We start from the raw sequence: 25,210 nt of genomic DNA on the forward strand, positions 1-25,210 counted from the left end.
GAATTGAAGTATGGAACAACAAATCTATAAGGGGAAACTGACGCAGTTTCATTGGTTAAAAATAGCGAAAAAGGCAGAACTTACCAAAAATACTTTTTCTCTGGAGTTTGAAATTCCTGAGAATTTGCAGGAAAATTTCAAGTTTGAAGCGGGACAGTTTGTGAGTGTGAAATTTCAGGCTCATGGTAAGGATGTTATTAATGATTATTCAATGACTTCGGCTCCGTATGAGAAAAAAATATGCTTGGGAATAAAAGTTAATTCTTCTGAAGGTGCAACAGCTCAGTTATTTAAGAACTATAATGAAGGAGATGAAATTTTAGTGAGCGAGCCCAATGGAAGGTTTACTATGGTTTCGAAACCGAGTGAATTCAGAACGATTGTAGCATTTGCAGCCGGAATTGGAATTACTCCTATTTTAAGTCATTTCAAGAATATTCTTCATAATGAGCCCAGAACGAGACTGTTCCTGTTTTTCGGAAATAAAAATTCGGAGGAGTTGATTTATAGAGATATGTTGGATAATCTGGCCAGAAAATGCGGTGAAAGATTACAGATCTTTTATTTCTTTTCCCAGGAAAAAACGGCAGACCAATTTTTTTATGGAAGATTGGATGACAGAAAGCTGAATTTAATTATCAATCAAATCCTACATCTGGATGATACAGATGAAGAATCCACCATTTGGGATGCAGTGGATGAAGTTTTGATCTGCGGAAAAGGGGAGATGATCAAAACGCTCGCGAATGCATGCTATCATCATGGAATTCCGAAAAAAAACATTCATTTTGAACTTTTTGAAGAATATAATGATGATATTTATCCTCTTGAAAAAGAATTTCCTTTGATTGAAAATGTGGAAGTGGAATTCAGAATGCTGGGAAAAGAGTATCATACCGAGCTTCCTGATAATAAGGAGAAGATTTTGCAACAATTATTGGTTCAGAATTTTCAGGTCCCTTATTCATGCAAATCAGGGATTTGTGGCAGTTGTGAATGTATCCTCGAAGAAGGGGAAGTGGAATTGCTTGAAAATGAATATTTAACGGAAAAAGAGGAAGCACACGGACATATTTTAGCCTGTATGTCAATTGCAAAAACTAAGAAAATAAAGCTTAACTTTGATCTCATTTGAGAATCGTAAAAAACATATTTAACCTTTTATTTGTATCAATAGAGACAGGAATTCTATTGATATGCCTTGCTAATGCCTGGGTTTTTGCCCTTACCAACGGAAGGACCTATACTAAAATCTCCAAAATACCGCCCCGCGAAATTGCACTTGTATTAGGAACGTCCCCTAAAATGAGATCGGGATTATCTAATCCGTATTTTACCAAGAGAATGGATGCGACGGCCTTACTTTATCATCATGGAAAAATAAAGCAGATCATCGTAAGTGGTGAAAAAAGCAAAGGATATAATGAACCTGCGGCGATGAAAAACTATCTGATTTATCAGGAAGGTGTTCCGGAAGATATTATTGTAGAAGATCCGAAAGGTTTTAATACCTATAAAAGTATTTTGCGTTGTAAAGACGTTTATAAAAAAGATGATGTGATTATTGTTTCACAGGGGTTTCATAATCTCCGTGCTTTGTTCTTTGCCAGAAATAACAATATGAATGCACTGGGATTTGATGCCCAGGATGTGAGCAAGCCTGAAAGCTACTACAGGAATCAGTTCCGGGAAATTTTCGCCAGAGTGATCGCTGTAGTTTATTTCATACTAGGAATATCTCCGGATTAGAATGGATATCCGAAAGCAATATTTAATGTCGGCTTAAATGGCTGGAAGTATTTGAATCTCCATTTTTCACCATCCGGTTTATTGGGGTCATAGATTTTATAAGCCAGATCCAGTCTTAAAGTGATATACGCTACATTGACTCTCAATCCGAATCCACTACCTATACCTACTTGTCTTAAAAACTTATTGAATTTAAATTCATCTCCATATCCATCATTATAATTACGGAGACTCCATGTATTCCCGATATCGGTAAATATTGCACCTTCATACATTTCATTGAAAGGAACCCTATATTCAATATTTGTCGTAAGTTTAAGGTTATCCGTCATATAAGTACGCACTCTTTCATCCACCTGAGAATCGGCCGGACCTAACCCGCCAAATGCAACCCAAGCTCTGATATCATTGGAACCTCCATTGAAATATGATCTGATCACAGGCATTGTAGAAGAATTACCATATGGAATCCCCACACCAACAAATTGGCGAAGCACTAACGTCTGATTCCCATTGAATTTGAAATATTTTCTTACATCAATATCAAATTTCACAAACTGAGCATATGGAATTCCGAAAATTGTTCTTTGAGGGCTGGTTACCACACCTCCTTCATCTCTTTTCTGGTTGAATATGCTTAAAATATTTCCTGCCAATTCCACTTTACCGTTGAAATAAAAAGCATTAGGATAATCTTTCTTTCCAATCTCATTGTATACAAAATTATAAATCATGGAAGAAATGATAACATCCTGTGTCTGTCTGTCTTTATTGATCAATGTCCCTAAAAATGCAGTAAGACGGTCGGCTCCCTGTTGATCAAGGTTATTTCTGTATCCCTGATCGTTTACGATTTGTGTGGAAACTTGATCGATAGTAGTCTGTCCCGCAAAAAATGCCTGTCCCGCTGTCGGATTATAGGTGAAATAATCTGTGAAAATCTCGCTTCTTACCTGCTCATCATTCACAAAATAATCGTAATAAGCATCTTTATTTTTAGTTAAACTCAGCTGTGTATTAAAAAGAGTAAGCCTGTGAGAAACTTTATCATTTACGGTTGCCATATAGTTCAAACCGGTATTGAAATTCACTCTTCCCAACCCAATATTATTTTGAATAGAGGCTCCTAAAACGATGGATGAAGTAGGACTATATCTTTTGGGCAACAATTTATAATAATCAAATGGTAATAAAAGTCTTGGGAAAGTAAGTGCAGCTTGTGCAGAAATTTCATAAGCCAAAACTCTTTTATCAATATTTTTGGTACTTCTAATCGATCCGAAAGTCCCTGAAAGACTGGTTGAAAGGTTTTCCGCCCCGTTAAAAACATTTCTTGTGGTTAAATCTACTGATGGAGAAATTCCCAGGTTTAACAGCTGAGAATAATTAATATCCGTTCCTACTTTTAATTCATACTTAGGAAGCGGTTTCAAAATATACATCACATCAATAATACTGTCATTGGGAGAAATATCACCTCCTCTTCGCAATGAATCTTTAGCTTTCAGAATACTGAAATTATTCATGGATAAGAGGTTTCTTTTGGTGAGATCCAGTTTTTTCTGATCATAGACCTGTTTGTGTCCTACCGTGATGGCTCTCCACAATGCTCTGGTTTTATACTGTTCATTCACTTTATGAAATCTGATCCCTCTTAAGCTGTCTTTAAATGTATTTTTAGGATAATCACTCATCTCATCAACAACGGCAACATCAATATTGCCTATGGTTGCAATTTTATAAGGACTGTCCGCAGAATCTTTATGGATTTCCAAGGTAAGAGGAACCTGTTTTCTGCTTTTCAGTGAATCAGCCACAAAGTAGATTTCTTCATTGGAATTATTGAATCTGTAATAGCCTTTTTCTCTCATCATTTCATTGATTCTTGTAACTTCCTTTTCCAGTACGGTTTGGTCAAGAATCTGGCCAGATTTTATAAGGCTGTTATGAAGCTTTTGCTTGTAAAGTTCTTTAATATTGGCATCAGGAATATTATAATAATAATCCTTGATATAAGTTGGGTCATTATGAGTAATATAATAAGTTACTGCAGCTTTTTTAGCAGCAGAATCCAGTTCATGTTTAAACTTTACCTGTCCGTCCCAATATCCTCTGTAAGTAAGCCTTTTATCGATAGATTCGGCTCCTTTTTCTGTCCTTGTCTGATCTAAAATGACAGGCGGAGATCCCCAACTGTGGAACAGTCTGTCCCAAAACAGGCTTTTTCCCACACTGCTTTTCATATTATATTTCAGGAAAAGTGAGTCTCTTAATTTCTGATCTCTCATTTCACTGGGATAGGTCATGTATTCATTAAGAATGGTATCATATTTTGGATTGGCCATGTTATAGAACCATAAACTCAACGGCATGAAAAGCAATTGTTTCTTATTGGGCTTTTGCTGAACATAACTTTTCAGCTCCTCATCAAAGAACTGTTTCTTATCTTCGAATTCAAAATTGTTTTTGGTAAGCAGGTATTCTCCGTCCGGAACCTTCTTCGTGGTACTACAAGCATAAAGGAGACCAACAAATGTTGCAAATGAGATAATTTTATAATATTTTTGAGGAGAATTCTTATAATGCTTACAGCTCATACAATAAAAGTTTTACAGTCTTTGGATAAAAAGAAGTTCAGACAAAAATACAATTTGTTTTTGGTTGAAGGTAATAAAATCATTTGTGAACTTTTCCAATCTAACTTTAAAATTAAAGAAATATTTTCTACTGATCCGCAAAAATTAGACCGTACAGATGTACCGGTAACTCATGTATCTGAAAATGAGCTGAAAAAAGTAAGTTTTTTAAAGACCCCAAAAGATTCCATTGCGGTTTGCTATCTGAACCCTGAAGAGAAAATGGAAGATCAGCATGTTCAATTGGTACTGGATGGAATCCAGGATCCGGGAAACCTGGGAACGATTATCCGTTTGGCCGACTGGTTCGGGATTGAGCAGATTATTTGCAGTAATGACACTGTAGATTTTTATAATCCAAAAGTGATCCAGGCAAGTATGGGATCTTTTACAAGAGTAAATATGGTGTACTGTGATCTTGTGGAATATTTGTCAAATACAAAGAATATCAATATAGGAACCGATATGGAAGGGGAAAACATTTATACTTTCCAAAGACCTGAAAAAATCAACCTGATTTTAGGAAATGAAGGAAACGGAATGCGTCCGGAGACGGAAAAGCTGCTTCAGAAAAGCATCAGTATTCCAAGATTTGGGAAATCGCAGTCCACAGAGAGCCTGAACGTTTCTATGGCGGCAGGAATTATTTTAGGACAATTATTTTCTAAATAAAATTAGAGGTTAGAAGTTAGAAAAGATAATTCTGATAAGGTTATAATAGAGTAGAGATAAACATTATCAGATTATTGTTTGAATTGAATGTTCTATAAATTTTACTAATTCCTAACTTCTAACGACTAATTTATGATTATATCAGCTGTTCCATACTGGAAACACTTTTGTTCTTCTGGTAGTTTTCCAATTTTTTTCTGACGAATTTCAAGGCAACAGGAGCCAAGTAAATCATAGCGAGACCTAACATTTTTTTCTTCCAATTAGGGCTGCTCATACTTTTCTTAGCATAATTTCCCACTACTGCTGTAATCCCAAGTTTGATCACAGCATCCATTGCATTTCCTTTGAAAGCAGAATTGGCAATTCCCATTGCGGTATTTTTGCTGATAAGCAAATCTTTAACTTCGGAAGTGATTTGCTTGGCAATGACATCTTTTCTAAGCACAACCTTTTCATCACCGTCTTCATCCACTTTTTCCTGCAGATACTGATCTGTTAAACCATTGGTGAATGCACTTAAGCTTTCTTTGGTATTTTTGAAAGTAAGAAGGCCTTCCAAATCATTGATCTCGTTTTTCAATAATTTTTTCTTTCTCCTTAATTCCTCTAAGCTCTCATAATTTCTGCCCATAGTTTAATGATTTAAAAATTTAATAACCTGATCTGCTACTGAGTTTACAATGGTTTTCTTGAAAGCAATAATGCCAAACATGATGACAAGATAAAATGCAGCAACAATTAAAAACCCATATGAAGTATTATCTAATGCTTTACCAATGAGAAATGCTATTCCAAAATTGAAAAGAATGATAAAAAAAGCAAAAGCTACTAATAATACTACAAGGTAAGTAATGATCCCTGCAGAAAGCGATGACTTTTCAGTCGCTTCAATTTTCAGCAGGTCTATTCTCTTCGATGCATATTCTTTAATAGTCTCTATCATTGTTTTTTTTTAAAGTTACAAAAAAAGGAACTTTACTACACAAAGTTCCTTTCATAATTTCGAAAATTATTAAATCTTATTTAAGATCATTTAGTTCTGCTTCTACGTCTTTCACTACATCAGTAGTTTTAGAAACAATCTGATCTTTATATTTGTCATAGCCATCTTTCACTGTATGAGCTACATTGCTGGCTGTTTCTTTAAATGTAGAAGAAATGTTGCTGTATTGGTCTTTTACCTTTTCAGAAACTTCTCCGTACTTGTTTTTAGCCTGATCTTTAAGATCGTTTGCTTTATTTTTAATCTTTTTTCTTGTTTCTTTACCTTCTTCAGGAGCATAAAGCATTCCTAATACTACACCTGCTGCAGCACCTGCCAAAAGTCCTGCCAATATACCTGCTGTATTGTTTTTTTTAGACATTTTTCGTTTTTTTAATAGTTAATAAATATTAGTTTTTACAGTAATATTGATTACAATTTACATACCAAAGGAAATTTTGTCTTATTAAAATTTGTTAAAAATTTTTAAGGTATGACAAGATGCTTTCAATGGTTTCTTCCTTGGTAAGGAAGGTATTATCTATGACAATAGCATCCTCTGCTTGTTTAAGCGGAGCTATTTCTCTTTCGCTGTCTATTTTATCTCTTTCAATAAGGTTTTCTTTTACCTGTTGCTCTTCAGCCTCTATTCCCAGACTTAAAAGCTCATGATACCTTCTTTTGGTTCTTTCATCAATACTTGCGGTAAGAAAGAACTTAAAATCAGCATTGGGCAGAACTACTGTCCCTATGTCACGTCCGTCCATAATAATGCCGCCTTTCTCTGCCAGAGAACGTTGATACTGAAGTAAAAAATCACGTACTTCTTTTTGTTTGGCCACTACACTTACATTATCAGAAACCTCGTTGGAACGGATTTCTTTGGATATATCCTCATGATTAAGATGAAGAATAAGTTCCTCATCCAAATTTTTAAATTCAAGCTGAATGTTGTGCAGCGATAAAAAAAGTTGTTCCAGATCTATTGAGCCGTTCTTGTCTGTACAATTCTGAAGAGCAAACCACGTAATTCCCCTGTAAAGTGCACCGGTATCGAGATGGACAAGCCCAAGCTTTTCGGCAATGACCTTTGATATTGAACTTTTTCCGGTAGACGAGTACCCATCGATTGCTATTACAGGTTTTTTCATACCGCAAATTTCAAGAAATTTTCTTAAAAATCAAGAAACCTTAAGAGATTTTCTTAAGGTTCCTGTTTATTTAGCATTAAAAATTTCGCATGTATTAGTATCCGGCGTGGCTTGTAAGATCTACAGAAACGCCTATCTGATTCACATTAGAAGAGTTATGATATCTCACATGAGCATAATCGATACGGAATCTTGAAAGCTTGATCCCAAATCCTGCAGAAAGTCCAGAGAAGTTTCTTTGGTCCGCTACAGCCAGCTCATTTCCTCTTTTTACATTGTATCCTAATCTGATGTTGAAGTTCTTTTCAGGGAACAGTTCGGCTCCTAGGGAAAAGTGATCTGCAATTTTTCTTCCGGCGTTCACTTCCTGCCCGTTCACATTATATTCGGAGGAAATATCAAACTGCTGAAGATCATGTGCCGTAATGGTAATAGCAAGAGGAAAAGCTTTTAAAATCTTGGTGTATCCAAGATCTACTCTGAAAGGAAGGTTTTCTCTTTCTCCATTAAATGATTTGAATTGATATCCGAAGTTTCTGAACACCACGGAAACCACCTCTTTACTTTTTTTATTATGGTAGGTAATTCCGGCATTTCCTGCTATGGCAGAAGAAGTATAATTATCAATCTTCGAAGTAATAAAATTGATCCCTCCACCAATCGTCCAGTCTTCTTCAAACTGGTAGGCGTATCCTGCTCCAACAGCTACATCGGAAGCGGTAAAGTTACCGTTTTCAAAACCACTGTCGTCCGTTCTCGGAATATCACCATAACTCATATATCTTGCATTGATGGTAGCCATATGACCATTATCAAAATCTTTGGCAAAAGCAATGGTTCCATATTTGGAATCGGCCAGGTAAGCAGCTCCGTTGATGGAAAGCTGTTTGTCAGAATCCTTATTCAGTAAAGCTGGATTGGCAATCGCAAAGGAAACATCATAATCTCTTATGGTAATTGCATCACCTCCTAGAGCAGCCTGTCTTGCAGATACAGGGATATTTAAAAAGGGATAAACATTGGTTCCCGTTTGTGCATGAGAAACCAATCCTGACAGAAATAATGAAAAAATGATAATTTTCTTCAATTCAATTTATAATTAATGCAAAAATAATCCTTTTTCGTACTTTTCAAAATATTTCTAACATTATTTACATGTAAATATTTTTCTTTTTTCAATATTTTTAATGATTATATTTGCAAAGTCAAATTTTAGGGAAATTTCCCGATCAAAAAATTTATTAAAAATTAAAGATGAAATATAAAAGAATCCTTCTGAAACTGAGTGGTGAGGCCTTAATGGGAAACAGACAATATGGTATTGATAATGAAAGGCTGCAGGAATATGCTGCGGAAATCAAAAAAGTAGTGGATAAAGGCTGTGAAGTTGCCATCGTTATTGGAGGAGGAAATATTTTCCGTGGAGTAGCAGGTGCTGCGAAAGGAATGGACAGAGTACAGGGAGATTATATGGGAATGCTGGCTACTGTGATCAACGGAATGGCTTTACAGGGCGCTTTGGAAGATGCGGGGATCAAAACAAGATTACAATCTGCCATCGAAATGGACAAAGTGGCGGAACCTTTCATTAAAAGACGTGCCGTAAGACACCTGGAAAAAGGAAGAGTGGTTATTTTCGGAGCCGGAACAGGAAACCCATACTTTACAACAGATACTGCCGCTACATTGAGAGCAATTGAAATCGGAGCCGATGTGATCTTAAAAGGAACCAGAGTAGACGGAATCTACGACAGCGATCCTGAAAAGAATGCAGATGCGGTAAAATATAATTCATTATCTTTCGACGAAGTTTTTGAAAAGAATCTTAAAGTGATGGATATGACCGCATTTACTTTAAGTCATGAAAATAAATTACCAATCATCGTTTTTGATATGAATAAGGAAGGCAATTTGCTGAAAATTGTAGAAGGAGAAAATGTTGGTACTTTAGTTGATTTGTAAATGGGCAGCAGATAATAGGAATTAGGATTTTGAATATATAAATTACTATTACCTATCGTTATCATTTATCAATCATCATTTATAAAATGTGTAACCTATCAAATTTTAATTATATAATGGAAGAATTAGATCTTATATTAGAATCTGTAAAACAGGACATGGAAGCGGCTATCAAGCACTTGGATCATGCATTTCAAAAGATCAGAGCAGGACGTGCTTCTACGGCGATGGTTCAGGATGTAATGGTGGAATATTATGGAGCCCCGACTCCTATCAACCAGGTTGCTAATGTGTCTGTTCCGGATGCCATGACGATTTCTATTCAACCTTGGGATAAGACTGCGATCAACGCAATTGAAAAGGCGATCATCAATTCTAATTTAGGTTTTGCACCTTCTAACAACGGGGAAAATATTATCCTGAATGTTCCGCCTTTAACGGAGGAAAGAAGAAGAGAGCTTGCAAAACAGGCTAAAGCTGAAACAGAGCAAACAAAAATTGTGGTAAGAAACGCAAGACAAGACGGCTTAAAAGAGCTTAAAAAGCTTGAAGGTGTTTCTGAAGATGTAGTAAAAGGAGTGGAAGAGGAAATTCAGACCCTTACAGATAAGTATGTAAAGCTTTGTGACGAACATCTTAAAGTGAAAGATGCTGAAATTATGAAAGTATAATTTCAGTCTTAAATATAAAAAAGAGGTTTCATTTGAGGCCTCTTTTTGTTTTTATAAACATTGGATTTTCCTCCGCTTTTCTTTATTCTTCATCAGTAATTGATAGGTTTTCAATAGCTCTTCATCAGAACAATTCACTTCTTTGTTGGCAGTTTTCTGAGGGTTCGGGTTATGACTGTCACCCGATCTTATGGAGTAGTTTTTTTCAAGACATTTTATTGCTTTATTGTTTTGCAGATATATTCTTTGTTCGGTAATATCATCTTTTGTAATAGGCTTTTCCGGAGTTCCACCATCAAAATTCCATGATACATCTTCTTTAAAAATGAAAAAAGGCTTATTGTTTTTTACATAATAATTTTCAACTGAAGAAAAATGACTGTATTCTGCATAAGAATGTTGTATGATCCTCAAGCCTTCTTTATCTGAATAAAAAACAACTTTTCCAGATCTTTCACCATTACAATCGTATTCAAATTTTACTGAGTCTAACTTTTTGGTAATAAGAAGGTCCTGGAATTTTTCATACTCTTTTTTGATCTCTTCTACGGGAGAAGATTCATTTTTTACTGAATCTACTTTAGTTTGACTGATTACAGAACTGTCCGAAGAAGTTGAATTCTTCCCTGTATTTTGATTGTTTTCCTTCTTACATGAGAAGAAAGTTAGGAAACAGATAATTAGAAATAGTGTTCTCATGATGATGATTTGGTATCTATTGTAGTGCAAAAAGTATACAAAAAGATCCGGATATTTCCGGATCTTTATTTTATTGATATCTCTTATGCTCTTTATTCTTAGAGAACCTTTGAGTAATCGGTTTGAATAATGCTTTGTATTTTTCCGCATCAAACAGCTGTGAATCGGTGAGTGCTTTATAGGTCATCCAGACCCCGAAAGGCAAGAGGATCATATTGGGAAGCCAGGCTGCTAAATAAGGATTCATTTTTCCGCCCCATGCAATATTTTCGATAGCAAGGTTCATAACGTAAAAGATGATGAAAATAACAATAGCTATAATCACCGGAACCCCCATACCTCCTTTTCTGATGATAGATCCTAAACTGGCACCAATCAGGAAGAAAATAATACAGGTAACGGAGTAGGAGACAATTCTCTGCTGGTAAATCACCACTTTACTGAAGTACTTTACATTCGGTTTAATATCATTTGATTTTCCATCCAGTGTTACTTTTAAATTATCCAGCCTGTTGTAAGCATTGTAGATAATTTCCAGCTTTTTATCAGATTTTACTGTATCCAGTTTGATCTGGGATTTTACCGGAGCTTTAGACTTGTTCTTGTCCATATAACTTACCATGGAATTGGTCTGATTAAGCGCGTCATTGCTTATGTTGGCAAAGAACTTGTCATTTTCTTGTTTATTCTTAAGAATGGTCGCATTAAGCTCGCTATAGGATTGAAAACGGTAATCATCCGTGATCTGTTCTTTTTCGATAGCTTTATTAATGATTTCACTGACGTCAAAGTGGGAAACCAGCGTATCAAACTTAATAGCCTGATCCGGCTGTTTATATCGTGCAGTTTCACCTTTTCCAGCCAGATTATCCTCAAATACATAACCGTTGTACAAAACCAGTTTAAGGAAATTTTTATTAGCTGCAGGAACAAATTTTCCTTTTTCTGCAACAATGGATTGTTGATTTTCAAAAGTGCTGGCTTTTTTGTGTACAAAAACTCCTTCTATATTTTCTCCGTTTTCACCATAAATTTTGTCAAACTTCACCATATATCCGGGAATCTGATCAATAAACTGTCCTGGTGTAAAATTCAACGCAGGCTTTGTCTGGGCAATATTAAAAAGCATATTTTTCGCCTTTCTCTGAAAATCAGGGATGATATTATTGGAAAAGAAAAACAGCATGACTGCCAATATCACGGATACTCCCAACAGGGGAGTCATTACCCTCGTTAATGAAATTCCCGCTGCTTTCATGGCTGCAAGCTCATATCTTTCTCCAAATTCCCCGAAAGACATAATACTTGCCAGAAGGATTGTAAGCGGCATTACCAAGCTGACAACACTTACTCCCAGATAAAAAAGAAGTTTAAGGATTTGCCAATAGCTTAACCCTTTCCCCATAAACTGACCTAATTGTACCCAGATAATGTTCACAATGAATATGAAAAACAATACACTGAATATAAAGAAAAAAGGCCCAAAGAAGGTTTTTATGATATATCGGTCTAGTATTTTTAACATGCGCCAAAATTAATCAAAAAAGCCACAAAGTTCACTTGTGGCTTCTATATTTTATGAATTTTTATAATAATATGAATTACAGTTTTGCAAATCCGCGATTTATAATTCTGTAACAATATAATTTTTGTACTTATTCTTATCGAAAACAAACATGTTCGGGTCCAGATCCTGGTTTTCCTTATATTCTTTGATGGCAATTACTGCAACATCCTGATTCGTTCCGTGTTGTTCCAGTTTTACCATTTGCTTTTTGGCAGAATCTACAAACAGATAAACATATTTCAACCCGTTTGCTTTTACAGGAGTTAATTTGATGAAATCTGTACTTACCCCATTTACGGTTTTCTTTCCGTTGTACGTTACATTATAATCTTTTCTGTAGCTTGTAAGATAGTTGATCGGAGAGAACATACTGCTGCTTCCGTTAGGCTTTGCAATGGTTACCTCCATATCTTCAGCATTGATGTTATAGATCTTATTTCCGTCAAAAATCTGCTCTGTATCCATGATTTTCAACTTATACTTATCTCCTGCGGAGTAGTAGATTCCCGGTTCTGTTTTAGTAACCTGTCCCTTCATTCCGCTTCCGAAAGAGAATTTAAAATAAGTGTTCTTTTTAGCGTTATAATTGGCTGTAATATCATCCAGGATTTTTTTAGCTTTTGCATCTATTTTCTGTGCTTGGGCAAATCCAACTGTTCCTACTACCAAACTCCCTAATATGACTTTTGAAATAATATTTTTCATTTTTTTTCTTTACTACTTTTAATCTTTAGACATTTTTCGACCTTAAAAGTTAAACACAATATGTTTTCCCTTTTAGTTACGCAGATCTTCCAAAAACTGTTCCAAAGAATGAAGGTCACTGATCAAGACCTCTCTTGCCTTCGCTCCGTTAAAGCCTCCCACAATACCACTTGCCTCCAGCTGATCCATAATCCTTCCTGCTCTGTTGTATCCTAATTTCAATTGTCTCTGAAGCATTGAAGTAGATCCTTGCTGGGTAGAAACAATAATTCTGGCCGCTTCTTCAAATAAAGCATCCTTTTCATTCGGGTCAAAAGCTCCGACTGTACTGGTAGAATCTTCAGAAACATATTCAGGAAGCATGAACGCCGAAGCATATCCTTTCTGCTCACCAATATATTCTGCGATTCTTTCCACTTCCGGAGTGTCTACAAATGCACATTGTAGTCTTAAAATTTCGTTTCCGTTGAAGTATAACATATCTCCTTTACCGATCAGCTGATCTGCTCCCGGAGAATCTAATATCGTTCTTGAATCCACACTTGAAATTACTCTGAACGCTGCTCTTGCCGGGAAGTTCGCTTTGATCATACCGGTAATTACGTTAACGGATGGTCTCTGTGTAGCAACAATTAAGTGAATACCCACTGCTCTTGCCAACTGCGCTAATCTTGCGATAGGTAATTCAACCTCTTTTCCGGCGGTCATAATTAAGTCTGCGAATTCATCAACTACTAAAACAATATAAGGTAAATAACGATGTCCGTTTTCAGGATTCAGTTTTCTCTCACTGAACTTCTTGTTATATTCCTTTAGGTTTTTACAGAAGGCATTCTTAAGAAGATCATACCTTGTATCCATCTCAACACAAAGGGAATTCAAGGTGTTGATTACTTTATTGGTATCTGTAATGATGGCTTCATCCGCATCCGGTAATTTAGCCAGATAATGTCTTTCAATTTTTGAGTATAATGAAAGTTCCACTTTTTTAGGATCCACCATCACGAATTTCAATTCGCTTGGATGCTTCTTATAGAGTAGGGAAGTAAGAATTGCATTGATCCCAACCGACTTACCCTGACCTGTAGCACCTGCCATCAATAAGTGCGGCATTTTGGCTAAATCCGCCATGAAAATTTCATTGGAGATCGTTTTGCCGAATACCACCGGTAGATCCATATCCGTATTCTGGAATTTCTGTGAAGCAATCACAGAACGCATAGAAACCATAGTAGGATTTTTTCTAGGAACTTCTATCCCGATTGTTCCTTTTCCAGGCATTGGGGCAATAATTCTGATCCCTAATGCAGAAAGGTTCAAAGCAATATCATCCTGTAGCTTTTTAATGGCTGCTACTCTGATTCCCGCTTCAGGAACAATTTCGTATAAAGTAACTGTAGGACCAATAGTTGCTTTGATTTCAGCAATTCCTACGTTGAAGTTCTTTAATAATCCAACAATCTTATTTTTATTTTCTTCTAATTCTTCTTTATTGATAGAAATTTCTTCACTACCATAATCTTTCAGTAAATCTACTGTTGGCATCTGGAAGTTGGCCAAATCCAATTTATGGTCATAAAGTCCATGCTTTTCAACAAGTTCCTGTGATTTTCTGTCAGAATCATCCAATATGTCCACAACAGGAGCTACTTCAACATTGAATTTGATATCTTCCTTCGGCGCTGTAGTCGTCGGAGCATTAAAGTCAAAAGCCTGTTCCGGTGTTGCCACAGGAGTCGTAGGTTTTGTATTAAGGTTGAGATTAACGGAAGGCGAAAAATCTTTTTCTTCATCTTCAAATGAAGTCTGATTCGGAGTGGCAATAGGTTCTAAGTTGGTTGAAACAGGAACTTCAGGAAATCCTTTTGGAACACTTATAGGCTCCTGAATAATATTGTTTTCAGTAACATCTGTAACCGATACATTATTCATTGGAGTATCTTTATTTTCTTCTTCCAACTCATCGTCGGCTTCAAAATTCTCATCAGAATTCGGCATCATGGATTTTACCCTTCCGATGGTATTCTCATTGATCTCTTCCAGTTTTGCCTTGATGGAACTCGGACGAAGATTGAATTCTAAAACGAAATATAAAATAATACTCGCAGCCAGTACCAACCATAAACCTACGGTTCCGATAATAGCATTTAACGAGTCCATGATCTGATATCCGTAAACACCACCTAAAACACCCTGTCCTTTAGTAATTGCTCCCAGGAAAATAGGAAGCCAGCAAATGAAGAACAAAGAATGCCCAACGGTTTTCCAAGGCTTAAAAATCTTCTTTTTCAAAATCAAGGTTCCGAATACTAAGAACAAAAATGCAATGATAAAAGAAGCTACCCCAATACTTTCAAATATGAAGATATTTCCCAGCCAGTCTCCAACCTTTCCGAAAATATTCGAAGATTTTATACTCTTGTCGAGCATGGTTCCGGCTTGGCTCTGATCGGCTTTCCAGTTCATTAGATAGGAAATGAACGATAACGTAAGCACTATAGAAAAAAGTATAAAGGTAAGCCCGAAAAATATACGTGGCTTAGATAAAATTTTGCCTTTTTCAGGCGATTCCGCTTGTTTGGTCTGTGTCTTTTTATCCATAATATCAATGTGGGCAAATTTAATGTTTTTTCAATAGTAAAAGAATCTTTTTCTTGAAAATTATCCTCTTTATCATTGTATGTTTTTGTGGTATTTCAATGAATAATTTACTATAAATTCTCACTTATTAAGAATGAATCAAAATAAGGAAAAGCGGGCTTTGAAATGATAAATAACAGTTTTTTTTGTCGACCTTTTAATTAATCATCCTTATTTTTGCATGTCAAGTAAAAAAATCATGAAGAAGCTCCAGGATATTCTTATCTCAACCAGAACAATGGCTGTGTTGTTGCTCGCTTATGCATTCGCTATGGCCTATGCAACATTCTTAGAAAACGATTACGGAACACCTACTGCAAAAGCATTAATTTACGAAGCAAAATGGTTTGAACTGATCATGTTTCTGCTCATCTTAAATTTCATAGGAAATATCGGAAGATACAGACTTTGGAAAAAAGAAAAATGGCCGGTTTTGGTATTTCACCTTGCTTTTGTACTCATTTTTATCGGGGGTGCCATTACAAGATACATCAGTTTTGAAGGAACCATGCACATCAGAGAAGGAGAAACTTCCAACGAGATTGTAACTGATAAAAACTTCTTTAAAATTCAGATTGAAGAGAAGGGAGATGTTCTTAATTATCAGGATATTCCTTATCTGATGTCTCCTTTACATAAAGACTTTAAAGCAACCTATGATTTCCATGGAAAACAGATCAGGGTTTTTGCCAAAGATTATGTTCAGAGAAAAAAAGACAGCTTGGTTGCTGAGCCTAACGGGACAGAATATTTACATTTGGTATCTACAGGACAAACCGGAAGACAGAATATTTATATCAAACCGGGAGAAACCAAATCTATCAATGGAACTTTGGTAACATTCAACAGAGCGATTGAAGGAGCGGTTGAATTTAAAAATGAAGGTGGAAAACTATTTATTAAAACTCCTGTAGATGCATCTTATATGACAATGGCCACTCAGGCAACAGGAAATACAAAGAAAGATGAGTTCCAGCCTTTGGCATTGAGAAGTTTATACACGATCAATGAACTGAAGTTGGTAGTGCCGGAAGGTCTTAAAAAAGGAAGACTATTGGCTTTTGAAGGTGATAGAAAGAAAGATGCTAATGTTCCGGATATGCTGACTGTTGAAATCCAAGGTCCTAAAACAAAACAATTAGTAGACCTCTCTGTTGAAAAAGGAAACCCGAACGCTTTCAAACAGGTGACTATGGATGGATTGAACATTATGGTGGGCTTCGGTCCTAAAATTTACAATACTCCTTTTGCCTTAAAACTGGATGACTTCGTTATGGAAACTTATCCGGGAAGCTCCTCACCAAGTGCTTATGAAAGTCATGTGAAAATTATTGATGAAGGAAAGCAGACTCCTTATAAAATCTATATGAACCACGTTCTTAATCATGGGGGATACCGTTTCTTCCAGGCAAGCTTCGATCCTGACAGAATGGGAACTGTTTTATCAGTAAACCACGATTACTGGGGAACTTTAATTTCATATATAGGATACACATTTTTATTCTTGGGAATGTTCCTGATCTTCTTCTGGAAAGGTTCTCACTTCTGGAAATTGAATAAAATTCTGACGGATGTTAATAAGAAAAGAGCAGCGACTATTGTTTTATTGCTATTAAGCTTGGGATTGAATGCTCAGAAAATTGAAACCCACGGAACTACAGACGGAAGCAGAGAACATATCCATGTAGAAGGTGATAACCATGCTCACGCTCCTGCTCCTGCTGCCCAGCCGCTTGATGGTGCTACTCCAAAGCAGAACTCATTGGCGACTCCAATTGGGAAAATGAGAACTATTTCTCCTGACGAGATCATTACAAGAAACAAGATCAACAAAGAGCATGCTGATAAATTCGGATATCTTTTGGTTCAGAATTTTGAAGGAAGAATTGTTCCTATCAATACAGAAGCATTAGATATTTTAAGAAAATTATACAAAAAAGACGAATTCAAAGGTACAGACGGAAAGTCTCTTACTGCCAATCAGTGGTTCCTTTCTATTAATACAGACACACCAAGCTGGACGATGGTTCCGATCATTAAAGTAGGAACTAAGGGAGGAGACGAGCTAAAAAACAAAACAAAAGCAGATGATGATGGATATACTTCATTGATGAATCTTTTCCCGGCAGATGCTAACGGAAATCTTACGTATATCCTTGAACATGATTATAATGTTGCTTTCCGTAAAAAACCGGCTGAACAGACAAATTATGATAAAGAAGTAATTGCTGTCAATGAAAGAGTTCAGATTTTCAATGAATTTTTCAGCGGACAGTTTATGAGAATTGTTCCTGTAAAGAATGATCCCAACCATACATGGCATTCTTGGCTCGATCAGAAATTTGAACCGGATATGGAATCTCAGCAAGTAATGGGACCCTATTTTGCAGAAGTTTTAACGGCACAGCAATCCGGAAACTGGAGCAAAGCTGATACTGAATTGGCAAAACTTTCAGATTACCAGCAAAAGTGGGGAAAGGCTGTAGTTCCGGCAAAGTCTAAAGTGGATTTGGAAGTGTTCATGAATAAGGTGAACATCAATTTCAAATTATTAATTTTCTATACATTAATCGGGGGATTACTGCTTATTTTAGGATTTGTTGAGCTATTCAAGCCTAATAAGGTTTTACATAAGGTCATTAAAGCAATTATAGCAGTAGGTTTAATCGGTTATCTGATGCATTTCTTAGGATTAGTGGCAAGATGGTATATTTCAGGACATGCTCCTTGGAGTAATGGATATGAGGCAATTATTTTTATCTCCTGGGTAGGTATTACAGCCGGATTAATATTGTATAGAAATTCAAACGCATTGATTCCTGCGGCAGGTTTCATGGTAGCTGTCATCATGATGGGATTTGCCCACGGAGGTTCAGCGCTTGATCCGCAGATCACCCCGCTTGTTCCGGTACTAAAATCGTACTGGCTGATTGTCCACGTAGCGATCATTACCTCAAGTTACGGTTTCTTTGCTCTTTCTATGATCATTGCTGTGATTTCACTGATATTTTACATCATTTCAAATAAAGGAACTTATCAATTACATCATGATACTACTTTGAAAGAATTAGCAATTGTTTCTGAAATGTCATTAACGATTGGTCTTTTTGCCCTTACCGTAGGAAACTTCTTAGGTGGAATCTGGGCCAATGAATCATGGGGTAGATATTGGAGCTGGGACCCGAAGGAAACATGGGCTTTCATATCTATTATGGTGTATGCCTTTGTATTGCACATGAGATTGGTTCCCGGATTGAGAAGCAGATGGGCGTTCCATGTAGCAACCATGTTTGCATTCTGCTCAATGGTAATGACGTATTTTGGAGTTAATTATTACCTAAGCGGACTTCACTCTTATGCAGCGGGAGACCCTGTTCCGGTTCCGGCCTGGGTATATATAGGAATTTCAACGATGATCCTTTTATCTGCGATTTCTTATTTTAAATTCAAAGTATTGACTAAGAAATAAAGAATAAAAAATATAAAATTAAATCCCGGAAATCATTTCCGGGATTTTTTCATGTACAATGTATCTCGAACTTTGTACCTCCTACTGGTTAAAAAAACTCATCATTTATAACTCATTATTCAAAACTTATACATATCTTTATGATATCAAAATAATATCACATTTAAAATTGACAATCATGGAAAAAACTTTAAAACCTATGTCGGGTTATTTAACATTAGTTATTTGCTTAGCATTGTTTGTAGCTTCTGTTTACTTATTTATTATGGGAGCGGATAGTGAAAATATTACCTATGTTATTGTAGCAATACTTTGCTTTATTCTTTTTTGTTTCTTTCTGAAAGGTTTGATGATCATTCAGCCTAACCACTCAAGAGTATTGAACTTCTTTGGAAGATATGTGGGAACTGTAAAGGATAATGGTTTGTTTTTTATTAATCCTTTATATTCATCTCAAAAAATGAGTCTTCGTTCCGAAAATTTACAGGGGCAGACTTTGAAGGTAAATGATAAAATGGGAAACCCGATCGAAATTGCCGTTGTAATTGTCTGGAAAGTAGGAGATACGTATAAGGCTGCTTTTGATGTTGAGCGTTATTCAGACTTTGTAAAGATGCAGAGTGAAGCTGCAGTGCGTCATTTAGCGATGAGCTTTCCGTATGATAATTTAGAAGATGATCATGCCCCGATTACCTTGAGAGAAGGTGGTGATAAAATCAATTCCATTTTAGAACAGGAGCTTACAGACCGCCTTTCAAAAGCAGGTATTACCATCCAGGAGGCAAGGATCTCACATTTGGCTTATGCTTCTGAAATTGCGGGGGCAATGCTTCAAAGACAACAGGCAACAGCTATTGTTGCGGCAAGAACCAAAATTGTAGAAGGAGCTGTCGGAATGGTAGATTTAGCCTTGAAAAAACTCTCGGAAGAAAACATCGTAGAATTGGATGATGAAAGAAAAGCAGCGATGGTAAGCAATCTAATGGTGGTTCTTTGTGGTGAAAAAGCGGCAACGCCTATCCTGAATGCAGGAACATTATACAATTAAAAAATGTTTAAAGACCTTGTGTTGTAAAGTAGAATACAATGAAATCAGAAAAAGCTCAAAACTCTTCCGAAAGTACCGCAAAAGGTAAAAAATCTTTTGTGATCAGGATAGATGAGTCTACCTATAAACTTCTGGAGAAATGGGCCAACGATGAATTCAGAAGCGTAAACGGGCAGATTGAGTATTTGCTTCATCAAAGCCTGATCAATTCCGGAAGGAAGAAAAATGAATAGTATTGCTAAAAGCAATTAAATACCTTTCAATTAACCTTATCCTAAAAAGAAAGCAGAGAATATTCTCTGCTTTTATTTTATGCAACTTTGAAGCGTATCTGCTCCAAAATAGAATATTACCAACCATATCAAACCTTTAATGGTAAAAAAAGCAAATCCTGCCCATCCCACACGTTTGAACCATTTCTTAAACTTTGAATTATTTTCCTGTGGATTTTCCATTGCTGAAATTAAAAATATTACCCTACAAAGATAAACATGTTTAGAATTATTCCAAATAAGAAAGCTGTTAAAAAAATAAAATTTTGCGTTTCGTATAATATTTTTATCTTTAGAGGAAACGAAAAGTAAACATTTTATGTCTAAAAAAGTCAAAGATTTTGGGATTGAAAAAACGCTCAAAAATCTAGGTATTAAAGAAGAAAATAAAGGAACATCAGTAGGCGGAAAATATTTCGCGTCAGGAAAAACAATAGAAAGTTTTTCTCCGGTAGATGGCAAATTGATTGCTAAAATTAAGACCTCCGGCGAAAGCGATTATGACAAGGTAATTGAGTCCGCTCAGAAGGCATTCCAGGAATTCAGACTGATTCCGGCTCCGAAAAGAGGAGAGATCGTAAGACAATTAGGACAGAAGTTAAGAGAGTACAAAAACGACCTTGGAAAGCTTGTTTCTTATGAAATGGGAAAATCTTTACAGGAAGGGTTAGGTGAAGTACAGGAAATGATAGACATCTGTGATTTTGCAGTAGGAGTATCAAGACAGTTGCATGGGTATACGATGCATTCCGAAAGACCCGGACACAGAATGTACGAACAGTACCACCCGCTGGGAATTGTAGGAATTATTACAGCATTTAATTTCCCGGTAGCCGTTTGGTCATGGAATACCGCTTTAGCCTGGATTTGTGGAAATGTTACCATCTGGAAACCATCAGAAAAAACACCGCTTTGCGCTATTGCATGTCAGAATATCATGTCAGAAGTTTTAAAGGAAAATAATCTTCCTGAAGGAATTTCAAGCGTATTGGTTGCAGATCATGAGATCGGACAAAAATTAGTGGATGATAAAAGAGTTTCTCTTGTTTCTTTCACCGGTTCTACAAGAGTGGGAAGAATGGTTTCTTCAAGAGTAGCTGAAAGATTCGGAAAATCTATCCTTGAATTAGGTGGAAATAATGCCATCATCATTTCTAAAGATGCAGACCTGGATATGGCGATCATCGGAGCAGTTTTCGGAGCGGTAGGAACTGCCGGACAAAGATGTACTTCTACCAGAAGATTGATCATCCACGAAAGTGTTTATGATGATATGAAGAAAAGGCTGGTAAAAGCTTACGGACAATTAAAAATCGGAAATCCTTTAGACGAAAATAACCACGTTGGACCATTGATCGACGTTGATGCGGTAAATCAATACGAAGAATCCATCAAAAAATGTAAAAAAGAAGGTGGTAAATTCATTGTTGAAGGTGAAGTATTAAAAGGAAAAGGATATGAATCCGGCTGTTATGTAAAACCGTGCATCGCAGAAGTGAAAAACTCGTATGAGATCGTTCAGCATGAAACCTTTGCTCCAATCTTGTATTTGATCAAGTACAAAACATTAGAAGAAGCCATTGCTATCCAGAACGATGTACCTCAAGGTCTATCTTCATCCATTATGACCCAGAATCTGAGAGAAGCAGAGCTATTCCTTTCTCATGCAGGATCAGATTGCGGAATTGCCAACGTTAATATCGGAACTTCCGGAGCTGAGATCGGAGGAGCTTTCGGTGGTGAAAAAGAAACCGGAGGCGGAAGAGAATCAGGTTCAGACGTATGGAAATACTATATGAGAAGACAAACCAATACTATTAATTATACAACGCAACTCCCTTTAGCGCAAGGTATTAAATTTGATTTATAAAAGTTTTAATTTACATGAATCAAAGATGGATACATGTAAATTGATTACAAAATTCCCCTAATCCCAAAAGTATGGAACAAACAATTGAAGTGAAAACGAATAAAGTAAAAGAAACAGTAGGCAGACATGTTCTGGCAGATGGTTTTGATCTTGTGATGGACATTGAGAAATCACATGGCTCATGGTTGTATGACAAACTTTCTGAAAAAGAATACCTGGACATGTTTTCTATGTTTGCATCGGCATCCATAGGCTATAATCATCCTTATCTGGTGGAAAAATCAGCATGGTTAGGAAAAATGGCCGTCAACAAACCAACATTAGCTGATGTTTACTCTGAAGAATATGCTCATTTCTTAGAAGTATTCGAAAGAGTAGTACTTCCTGAAGAATTACAATATGCCTTCTTTATCGAAGGTGGAACCTTAGGCGTTGAAAATGCGATGAAAGCATGTTTCGACTGGAAAACACGCAAAAATTTTGAAAAAGGACTTCAAACAGAAGCAGGAATATGTATCCATTTCAGACAGGCTTTCCACGGAAGAAGCGGATATACGTTAAGCTTAACCAATACCTCAGATCCAAGAAAATATCAGTATTTCCCGATGTTTGACTGGCCGAGAATCCTTAATCCAAAGCTGACTTTCCCTATTACAGAAGAAAATTTAGAAGAAACCATCAAGAATGAAAGATTAGCATTGCTTCATATTGAAGAAGCCATCTTATCAAATCCTGATAAAATAGCTTGTGTTATCATTGAGCCTATCCAGGCAGAAGGTGGTGACAACCATTTCAGAGATGAGTTCTTTACAGAATTAAGAAAGCTGTGTGACGAAAATGAAGTATTATTAATTTTTGATGAAGTACAGACAGGAATCGGAATTACAGGAAAAATGTGGGCTTTCCAACATTTTACAGCTAAACCGGATATTATTTCTTTTGGTAAAAAAGCCCAGGTTTGCGGGGTATTGGCCAACAAAGAAAAGTTTGATGAAATTCCGAACAATGTTTTCAGAGAAAGTTCAAGGATCAACTCTACATTCGGAGGAAACTTTATTGACATGCTGCGTTTCCAATTGGTAATGGAAGTGATTGAAAAAGAAAACCTGGTAGAAAATGCAAAAGTAGTTGGAGAATATCTTTTAGAAGGTTTACAGAAATTGGCTCAGAAATATCCTGAGAAGATTTCTAATGCAAGAGGAAGAGGTTTGATGTGTGCCATCGATTTACCGACTCATGAGCAAAGAAACCTTCTGAGAGACGAACTTTTCAATGACGGTTTGATCATTTTGGCATGTGGCGATCAGTCCCTTCGTTTCAGACCACATCTCAATGTTTCTAAAGAAGAAATTCAGATTGCGTTAGATAAAATTGAAAATAACATTAACAAAATTTAAAATCAAAGATTTGTAATTCTGAAAAAAAGATTGTACATTTAGATTTCAAAAAGGATAAAATATGGAAAGAAGTACGAAAGTATCAGTTTTTGAAAGTGACAATCCTTCAGAAATTCAGTTAATCAAATCAAAATTAGAGGAAGCGCAAATTGCCAATGTGGTAGAAAATAATTACCTTACATTCACCACAACGCCAACAGCGACTTCGCTTAAAGTGATGGTAAAGCTGGAAAACGAGAAGAGGGCATTCGAAATTATAGATGCCTATCTTCAGCAAAGCGAAAACCAATAAAAAACAATTTCATAATTTTAAATTTTACTACTTCGAACCGAAAATTAATTTAATTAGTTTTCGGTTTTTTCTTTCAACTTTTATAAAGAAAATAAGTGGTAAAAAGTCTACAAAAGACACAAAAATTTTTAAACATATAAGTTTAGTTAAAAGCTGTTTCACAAAGTTTATTAAGAGCACTTTTAGTTTTGTTGAAAATCAAAGATTTTCAACTTATGTGAACTTGAAACAATATTATTTTATTAAAACTTAAATAACGATGTTAAAATAAAGACTTTTGTGTCTTTTGTGGTTAAAGTCAACATATCAATTTAGCCGTTTAAAAACATATGAATTCAACAGAGATTACATTAAGAAAAGCAGAAATAGAAGACAGAAACATCATTTGGAAAATTTTGCAGCAGGCCATTGAAAGGAGAAGGAAAGACGGAAGCACACAATGGCAAAACGGTTATCCTAATCCCAATACTGTTGAAAGTGATATTGCAAAAGGCTTCGGGTACGTGCTTACAGTAGATGGAGAAGTGGCTGTATATGCCGCCTTAATTTTGAACGATGAACCGGCTTACAGCAGTATTGAAGGAGCCTGGCTAAGCAATGGTGAATTTGTAGTGGTTCACAGAGTAGCCGTAGATGAAAAATTTGCTGGGCAGGGTCTTGTGAAAAAACTTTTTGATCACATTGAAGATTTTGCAAGATCACATGACATCCAAAGTGTAAAAGTAGATACGAACTTCGATAATTTGGCGATGCTTAAGATTCTGGAAAGCAAAGGATATTCTTACTGTGGTGAAGTATACCTGAGCGGAGGCGTCCGAAAAGCCTTTGAGAAGATAGTGATTTAAAAAAAGATAAAAAGTTAAATCCACTTTCATTGAATTTTTAAAAAACTATATATCGAGAAACTCTATTAGGTTTGTTCGTTTAGTTCTGAACTAATTTCTACTTTTGTTCAAATTTTTATATTATGCAACAAAGTATAGAAATTGATGAAAAAATTTTCCAGGATGCCGTAAGGTTCTACGGCACCATATTCAATATACCACCATTAGCTTCTAAGATTTACGCGTACCTTAATTTCGATTTCGAAAAAGTAGGGGTGACTTTCGATGAATTTGTAGAAGTATTCTCGGCAAGCAAAAGCTCGGTTTCTACAAGCATTTCATTATTGTTGAATGCACAGCTTATTGTAGATCATAATAAAATGGATGAGAGGAAACGGTATTTTTTCATCAATGATGAATACAGGAAGATAAGATTTGAAAAAATAGTTCAGAAAATGCAGGACGAATTGAAATTAATAGATGATTTAAACAAATTCAAAAAAGGAAAGGAACATGATCACGACGAAAAAATGGAGGTGTATATATCTCTTCTAAACAAAAGCATCAAAAACATACAGGAATCACTTAATAAACTTTAAAA

General features: G+C 35.9%; 24 protein-coding genes. 13 read left to right on the forward strand and 11 right to left on the reverse strand.

The window, feature by feature from the left end; translation table 11 throughout:
- Window positions 1-10: 10 nt before the first annotated feature.
- Window positions 11-1,135, forward strand: a complete 1,125-nt coding sequence (locus EGI05_RS01875) for an iron-sulfur cluster-binding domain-containing protein (protein WP_123261375.1) — start codon at window positions 11-13, stop codon at window positions 1,133-1,135.
- Window positions 1,132-1,749, forward strand: a complete 618-nt coding sequence (locus tag EGI05_RS01880; RefSeq protein ID WP_123261376.1) for a SanA/YdcF family protein — start codon at window positions 1,132-1,134, stop codon at window positions 1,747-1,749. The genes EGI05_RS01875 and EGI05_RS01880 overlap by 4 nt, the downstream gene beginning before the upstream one ends.
- On the opposite strand, the gene tamL is transcribed toward EGI05_RS01880, so the two are convergent.
- Window positions 1,746-4,346 (reverse strand): translocation and assembly module lipoprotein TamL, encoded by a 2,601-nt coding sequence (gene tamL / locus EGI05_RS01885; RefSeq protein WP_123261377.1) that lies wholly within the window; start codon window positions 4,344-4,346, stop codon window positions 1,746-1,748. The two genes, EGI05_RS01880 and tamL, sit on opposite strands and share 4 nt — an antisense overlap.
- Here tamL and EGI05_RS01890 point away from each other — a divergent pair.
- The gene (locus EGI05_RS01890) at window positions 4,332-5,057 is read left to right on the forward strand and encodes a TrmH family RNA methyltransferase (RefSeq protein WP_123261378.1); all 726 of its coding nucleotides are present in this window, start codon (window positions 4,332-4,334) and stop codon (window positions 5,055-5,057) included. The two genes, tamL and EGI05_RS01890, sit on opposite strands and share 15 nt — an antisense overlap.
- A gap of 136 nt (window positions 5,058-5,193) precedes the next feature.
- On the opposite strand, the gene EGI05_RS01895 is transcribed toward EGI05_RS01890, so the two are convergent.
- From EGI05_RS01895 to porQ, 5 genes are all read right to left on the reverse strand, one after another.
- Window positions 5,194-5,691 (reverse strand): phosphoribosyl-ATP pyrophosphatase, encoded by a 498-nt coding sequence (locus EGI05_RS01895; protein ID WP_123261379.1) that lies wholly within the window; start codon window positions 5,689-5,691, stop codon window positions 5,194-5,196.
- Between the two features lie 3 nt (window positions 5,692-5,694).
- Window positions 5,695-6,003 (reverse strand): phage holin family protein, encoded by a 309-nt coding sequence (locus tag EGI05_RS01900; protein WP_123261380.1) that lies wholly within the window; start codon window positions 6,001-6,003, stop codon window positions 5,695-5,697.
- Window positions 6,004-6,079: 76 nt separating this feature from the next.
- On the reverse strand, window positions 6,080-6,424 hold the full coding sequence (locus EGI05_RS01905; RefSeq protein ID WP_123261381.1) for a YtxH domain-containing protein: 345 nt from the start codon (window positions 6,422-6,424) through the stop codon (window positions 6,080-6,082).
- A gap of 94 nt (window positions 6,425-6,518) precedes the next feature.
- A complete protein-coding gene (cmk, locus tag EGI05_RS01910) occupies window positions 6,519-7,193 on the reverse strand; it encodes a (d)CMP kinase (protein ID WP_123261382.1) in 675 nt (224 codons plus the stop codon).
- Between the two features lie 94 nt (window positions 7,194-7,287).
- Window positions 7,288-8,280 carry a type IX secretion system protein PorQ gene (gene porQ / locus EGI05_RS01915; protein WP_123261383.1) on the reverse strand — a complete coding sequence of 331 codons (993 nt, stop codon included), beginning with the start codon at window positions 8,278-8,280 and terminating at the stop codon, window positions 7,288-7,290.
- A gap of 167 nt (window positions 8,281-8,447) precedes the next feature.
- Here porQ and pyrH point away from each other — a divergent pair, with 167 nt between their 5' ends.
- Both pyrH and frr read left to right on the forward strand, forming a co-directional pair.
- A complete protein-coding gene (pyrH, locus tag EGI05_RS01920) occupies window positions 8,448-9,155 on the forward strand; it encodes a UMP kinase (RefSeq protein ID WP_123261384.1) in 708 nt (235 codons plus the stop codon).
- A 116-nt stretch (window positions 9,156-9,271) separates the two neighbouring features.
- Window positions 9,272-9,826 carry a ribosome recycling factor gene (gene frr / locus EGI05_RS01925; RefSeq protein ID WP_123261385.1) on the forward strand — a complete coding sequence of 185 codons (555 nt, stop codon included), beginning with the start codon at window positions 9,272-9,274 and terminating at the stop codon, window positions 9,824-9,826.
- 51 nt (window positions 9,827-9,877) lie between these two features.
- On the opposite strand, the gene EGI05_RS01930 is transcribed toward frr, so the two are convergent.
- The 4 genes from EGI05_RS01930 to EGI05_RS01945 all read right to left on the reverse strand — a co-directional run bounded on the left by EGI05_RS01930 (window position 9,878) and on the right by EGI05_RS01945 (window position 15,398).
- Window positions 9,878-10,525: a hypothetical protein gene (locus EGI05_RS01930; protein ID WP_123261386.1), complete on the reverse strand. Its 648-nt coding sequence runs from the start codon at window positions 10,523-10,525 to the stop codon at window positions 9,878-9,880.
- 70 nt (window positions 10,526-10,595) lie between these two features.
- Window positions 10,596-12,050: an LptF/LptG family permease gene (locus EGI05_RS01935; protein ID WP_123261387.1), complete on the reverse strand. Its 1,455-nt coding sequence runs from the start codon at window positions 12,048-12,050 to the stop codon at window positions 10,596-10,598.
- Between the two features lie 99 nt (window positions 12,051-12,149).
- Window positions 12,150-12,797 (reverse strand): LolA family protein, encoded by a 648-nt coding sequence (locus EGI05_RS01940; protein ID WP_123261388.1) that lies wholly within the window; start codon window positions 12,795-12,797, stop codon window positions 12,150-12,152.
- Window positions 12,798-12,869: 72 nt separating this feature from the next.
- Window positions 12,870-15,398: an FtsK/SpoIIIE family DNA translocase gene (locus EGI05_RS01945; protein WP_123261389.1), complete on the reverse strand. Its 2,529-nt coding sequence runs from the start codon at window positions 15,396-15,398 to the stop codon at window positions 12,870-12,872.
- 238 nt (window positions 15,399-15,636) lie between these two features.
- Here EGI05_RS01945 and ccsA point away from each other — a divergent pair, with 238 nt between their 5' ends.
- From ccsA to EGI05_RS01960, 3 genes are all read left to right on the forward strand, one after another.
- The gene (ccsA, locus tag EGI05_RS01950) at window positions 15,637-18,906 is read left to right on the forward strand and encodes a cytochrome c biogenesis protein CcsA (protein ID WP_123261390.1); all 3,270 of its coding nucleotides are present in this window, start codon (window positions 15,637-15,639) and stop codon (window positions 18,904-18,906) included.
- 178 nt (window positions 18,907-19,084) lie between these two features.
- Complete coding sequence (locus EGI05_RS01955; protein WP_123262545.1) at window positions 19,085-19,954, forward strand: SPFH domain-containing protein; 870 nt, start codon at window positions 19,085-19,087, stop codon at window positions 19,952-19,954.
- A 38-nt stretch (window positions 19,955-19,992) separates the two neighbouring features.
- Window positions 19,993-20,187, forward strand: coding sequence for an Arc family DNA binding domain-containing protein (locus tag EGI05_RS01960; protein WP_123261391.1), 195 nt, complete (start codon window positions 19,993-19,995; stop codon window positions 20,185-20,187).
- 72 nt (window positions 20,188-20,259) lie between these two features.
- On the opposite strand, the gene EGI05_RS01965 is transcribed toward EGI05_RS01960, so the two are convergent.
- Entirely contained in the window at window positions 20,260-20,409 is a 150-nt protein-coding gene (locus EGI05_RS01965) for a histidine kinase (protein WP_034670154.1), read from the reverse strand.
- Window positions 20,410-20,545: 136 nt separating this feature from the next.
- On the opposite strand from EGI05_RS01965, the gene amaB reads away from it, so the two are divergent.
- From amaB to EGI05_RS01990, 5 genes are all read left to right on the forward strand, one after another.
- Complete coding sequence (gene amaB / locus EGI05_RS01970; RefSeq protein ID WP_123261392.1) at window positions 20,546-22,096, forward strand: L-piperidine-6-carboxylate dehydrogenase; 1,551 nt, start codon at window positions 20,546-20,548, stop codon at window positions 22,094-22,096.
- 71 nt (window positions 22,097-22,167) lie between these two features.
- Window positions 22,168-23,493 carry an L-lysine 6-transaminase gene (gene lat / locus EGI05_RS01975; RefSeq protein WP_123261393.1) on the forward strand — a complete coding sequence of 442 codons (1,326 nt, stop codon included), beginning with the start codon at window positions 22,168-22,170 and terminating at the stop codon, window positions 23,491-23,493.
- Window positions 23,494-23,554: 61 nt separating this feature from the next.
- The gene (locus tag EGI05_RS01980; RefSeq protein WP_123261394.1) at window positions 23,555-23,785 is read left to right on the forward strand and encodes a DUF2007 domain-containing protein; all 231 of its coding nucleotides are present in this window, start codon (window positions 23,555-23,557) and stop codon (window positions 23,783-23,785) included.
- A gap of 329 nt (window positions 23,786-24,114) precedes the next feature.
- Window positions 24,115-24,630 carry a GNAT family N-acetyltransferase gene (locus EGI05_RS01985; RefSeq protein WP_123261395.1) on the forward strand — a complete coding sequence of 172 codons (516 nt, stop codon included), beginning with the start codon at window positions 24,115-24,117 and terminating at the stop codon, window positions 24,628-24,630.
- A gap of 122 nt (window positions 24,631-24,752) precedes the next feature.
- On the forward strand, window positions 24,753-25,208 hold the full coding sequence (locus EGI05_RS01990; protein ID WP_123261396.1) for a transcriptional regulator: 456 nt from the start codon (window positions 24,753-24,755) through the stop codon (window positions 25,206-25,208).
- Window positions 25,209-25,210 lie beyond the last annotated feature (2 nt).

It is taken from the genome of Chryseobacterium daecheongense (assembly GCF_003729955.1).
Classification (GTDB): domain Bacteria; phylum Bacteroidota; class Bacteroidia; order Flavobacteriales; family Weeksellaceae; genus Chryseobacterium; species Chryseobacterium daecheongense.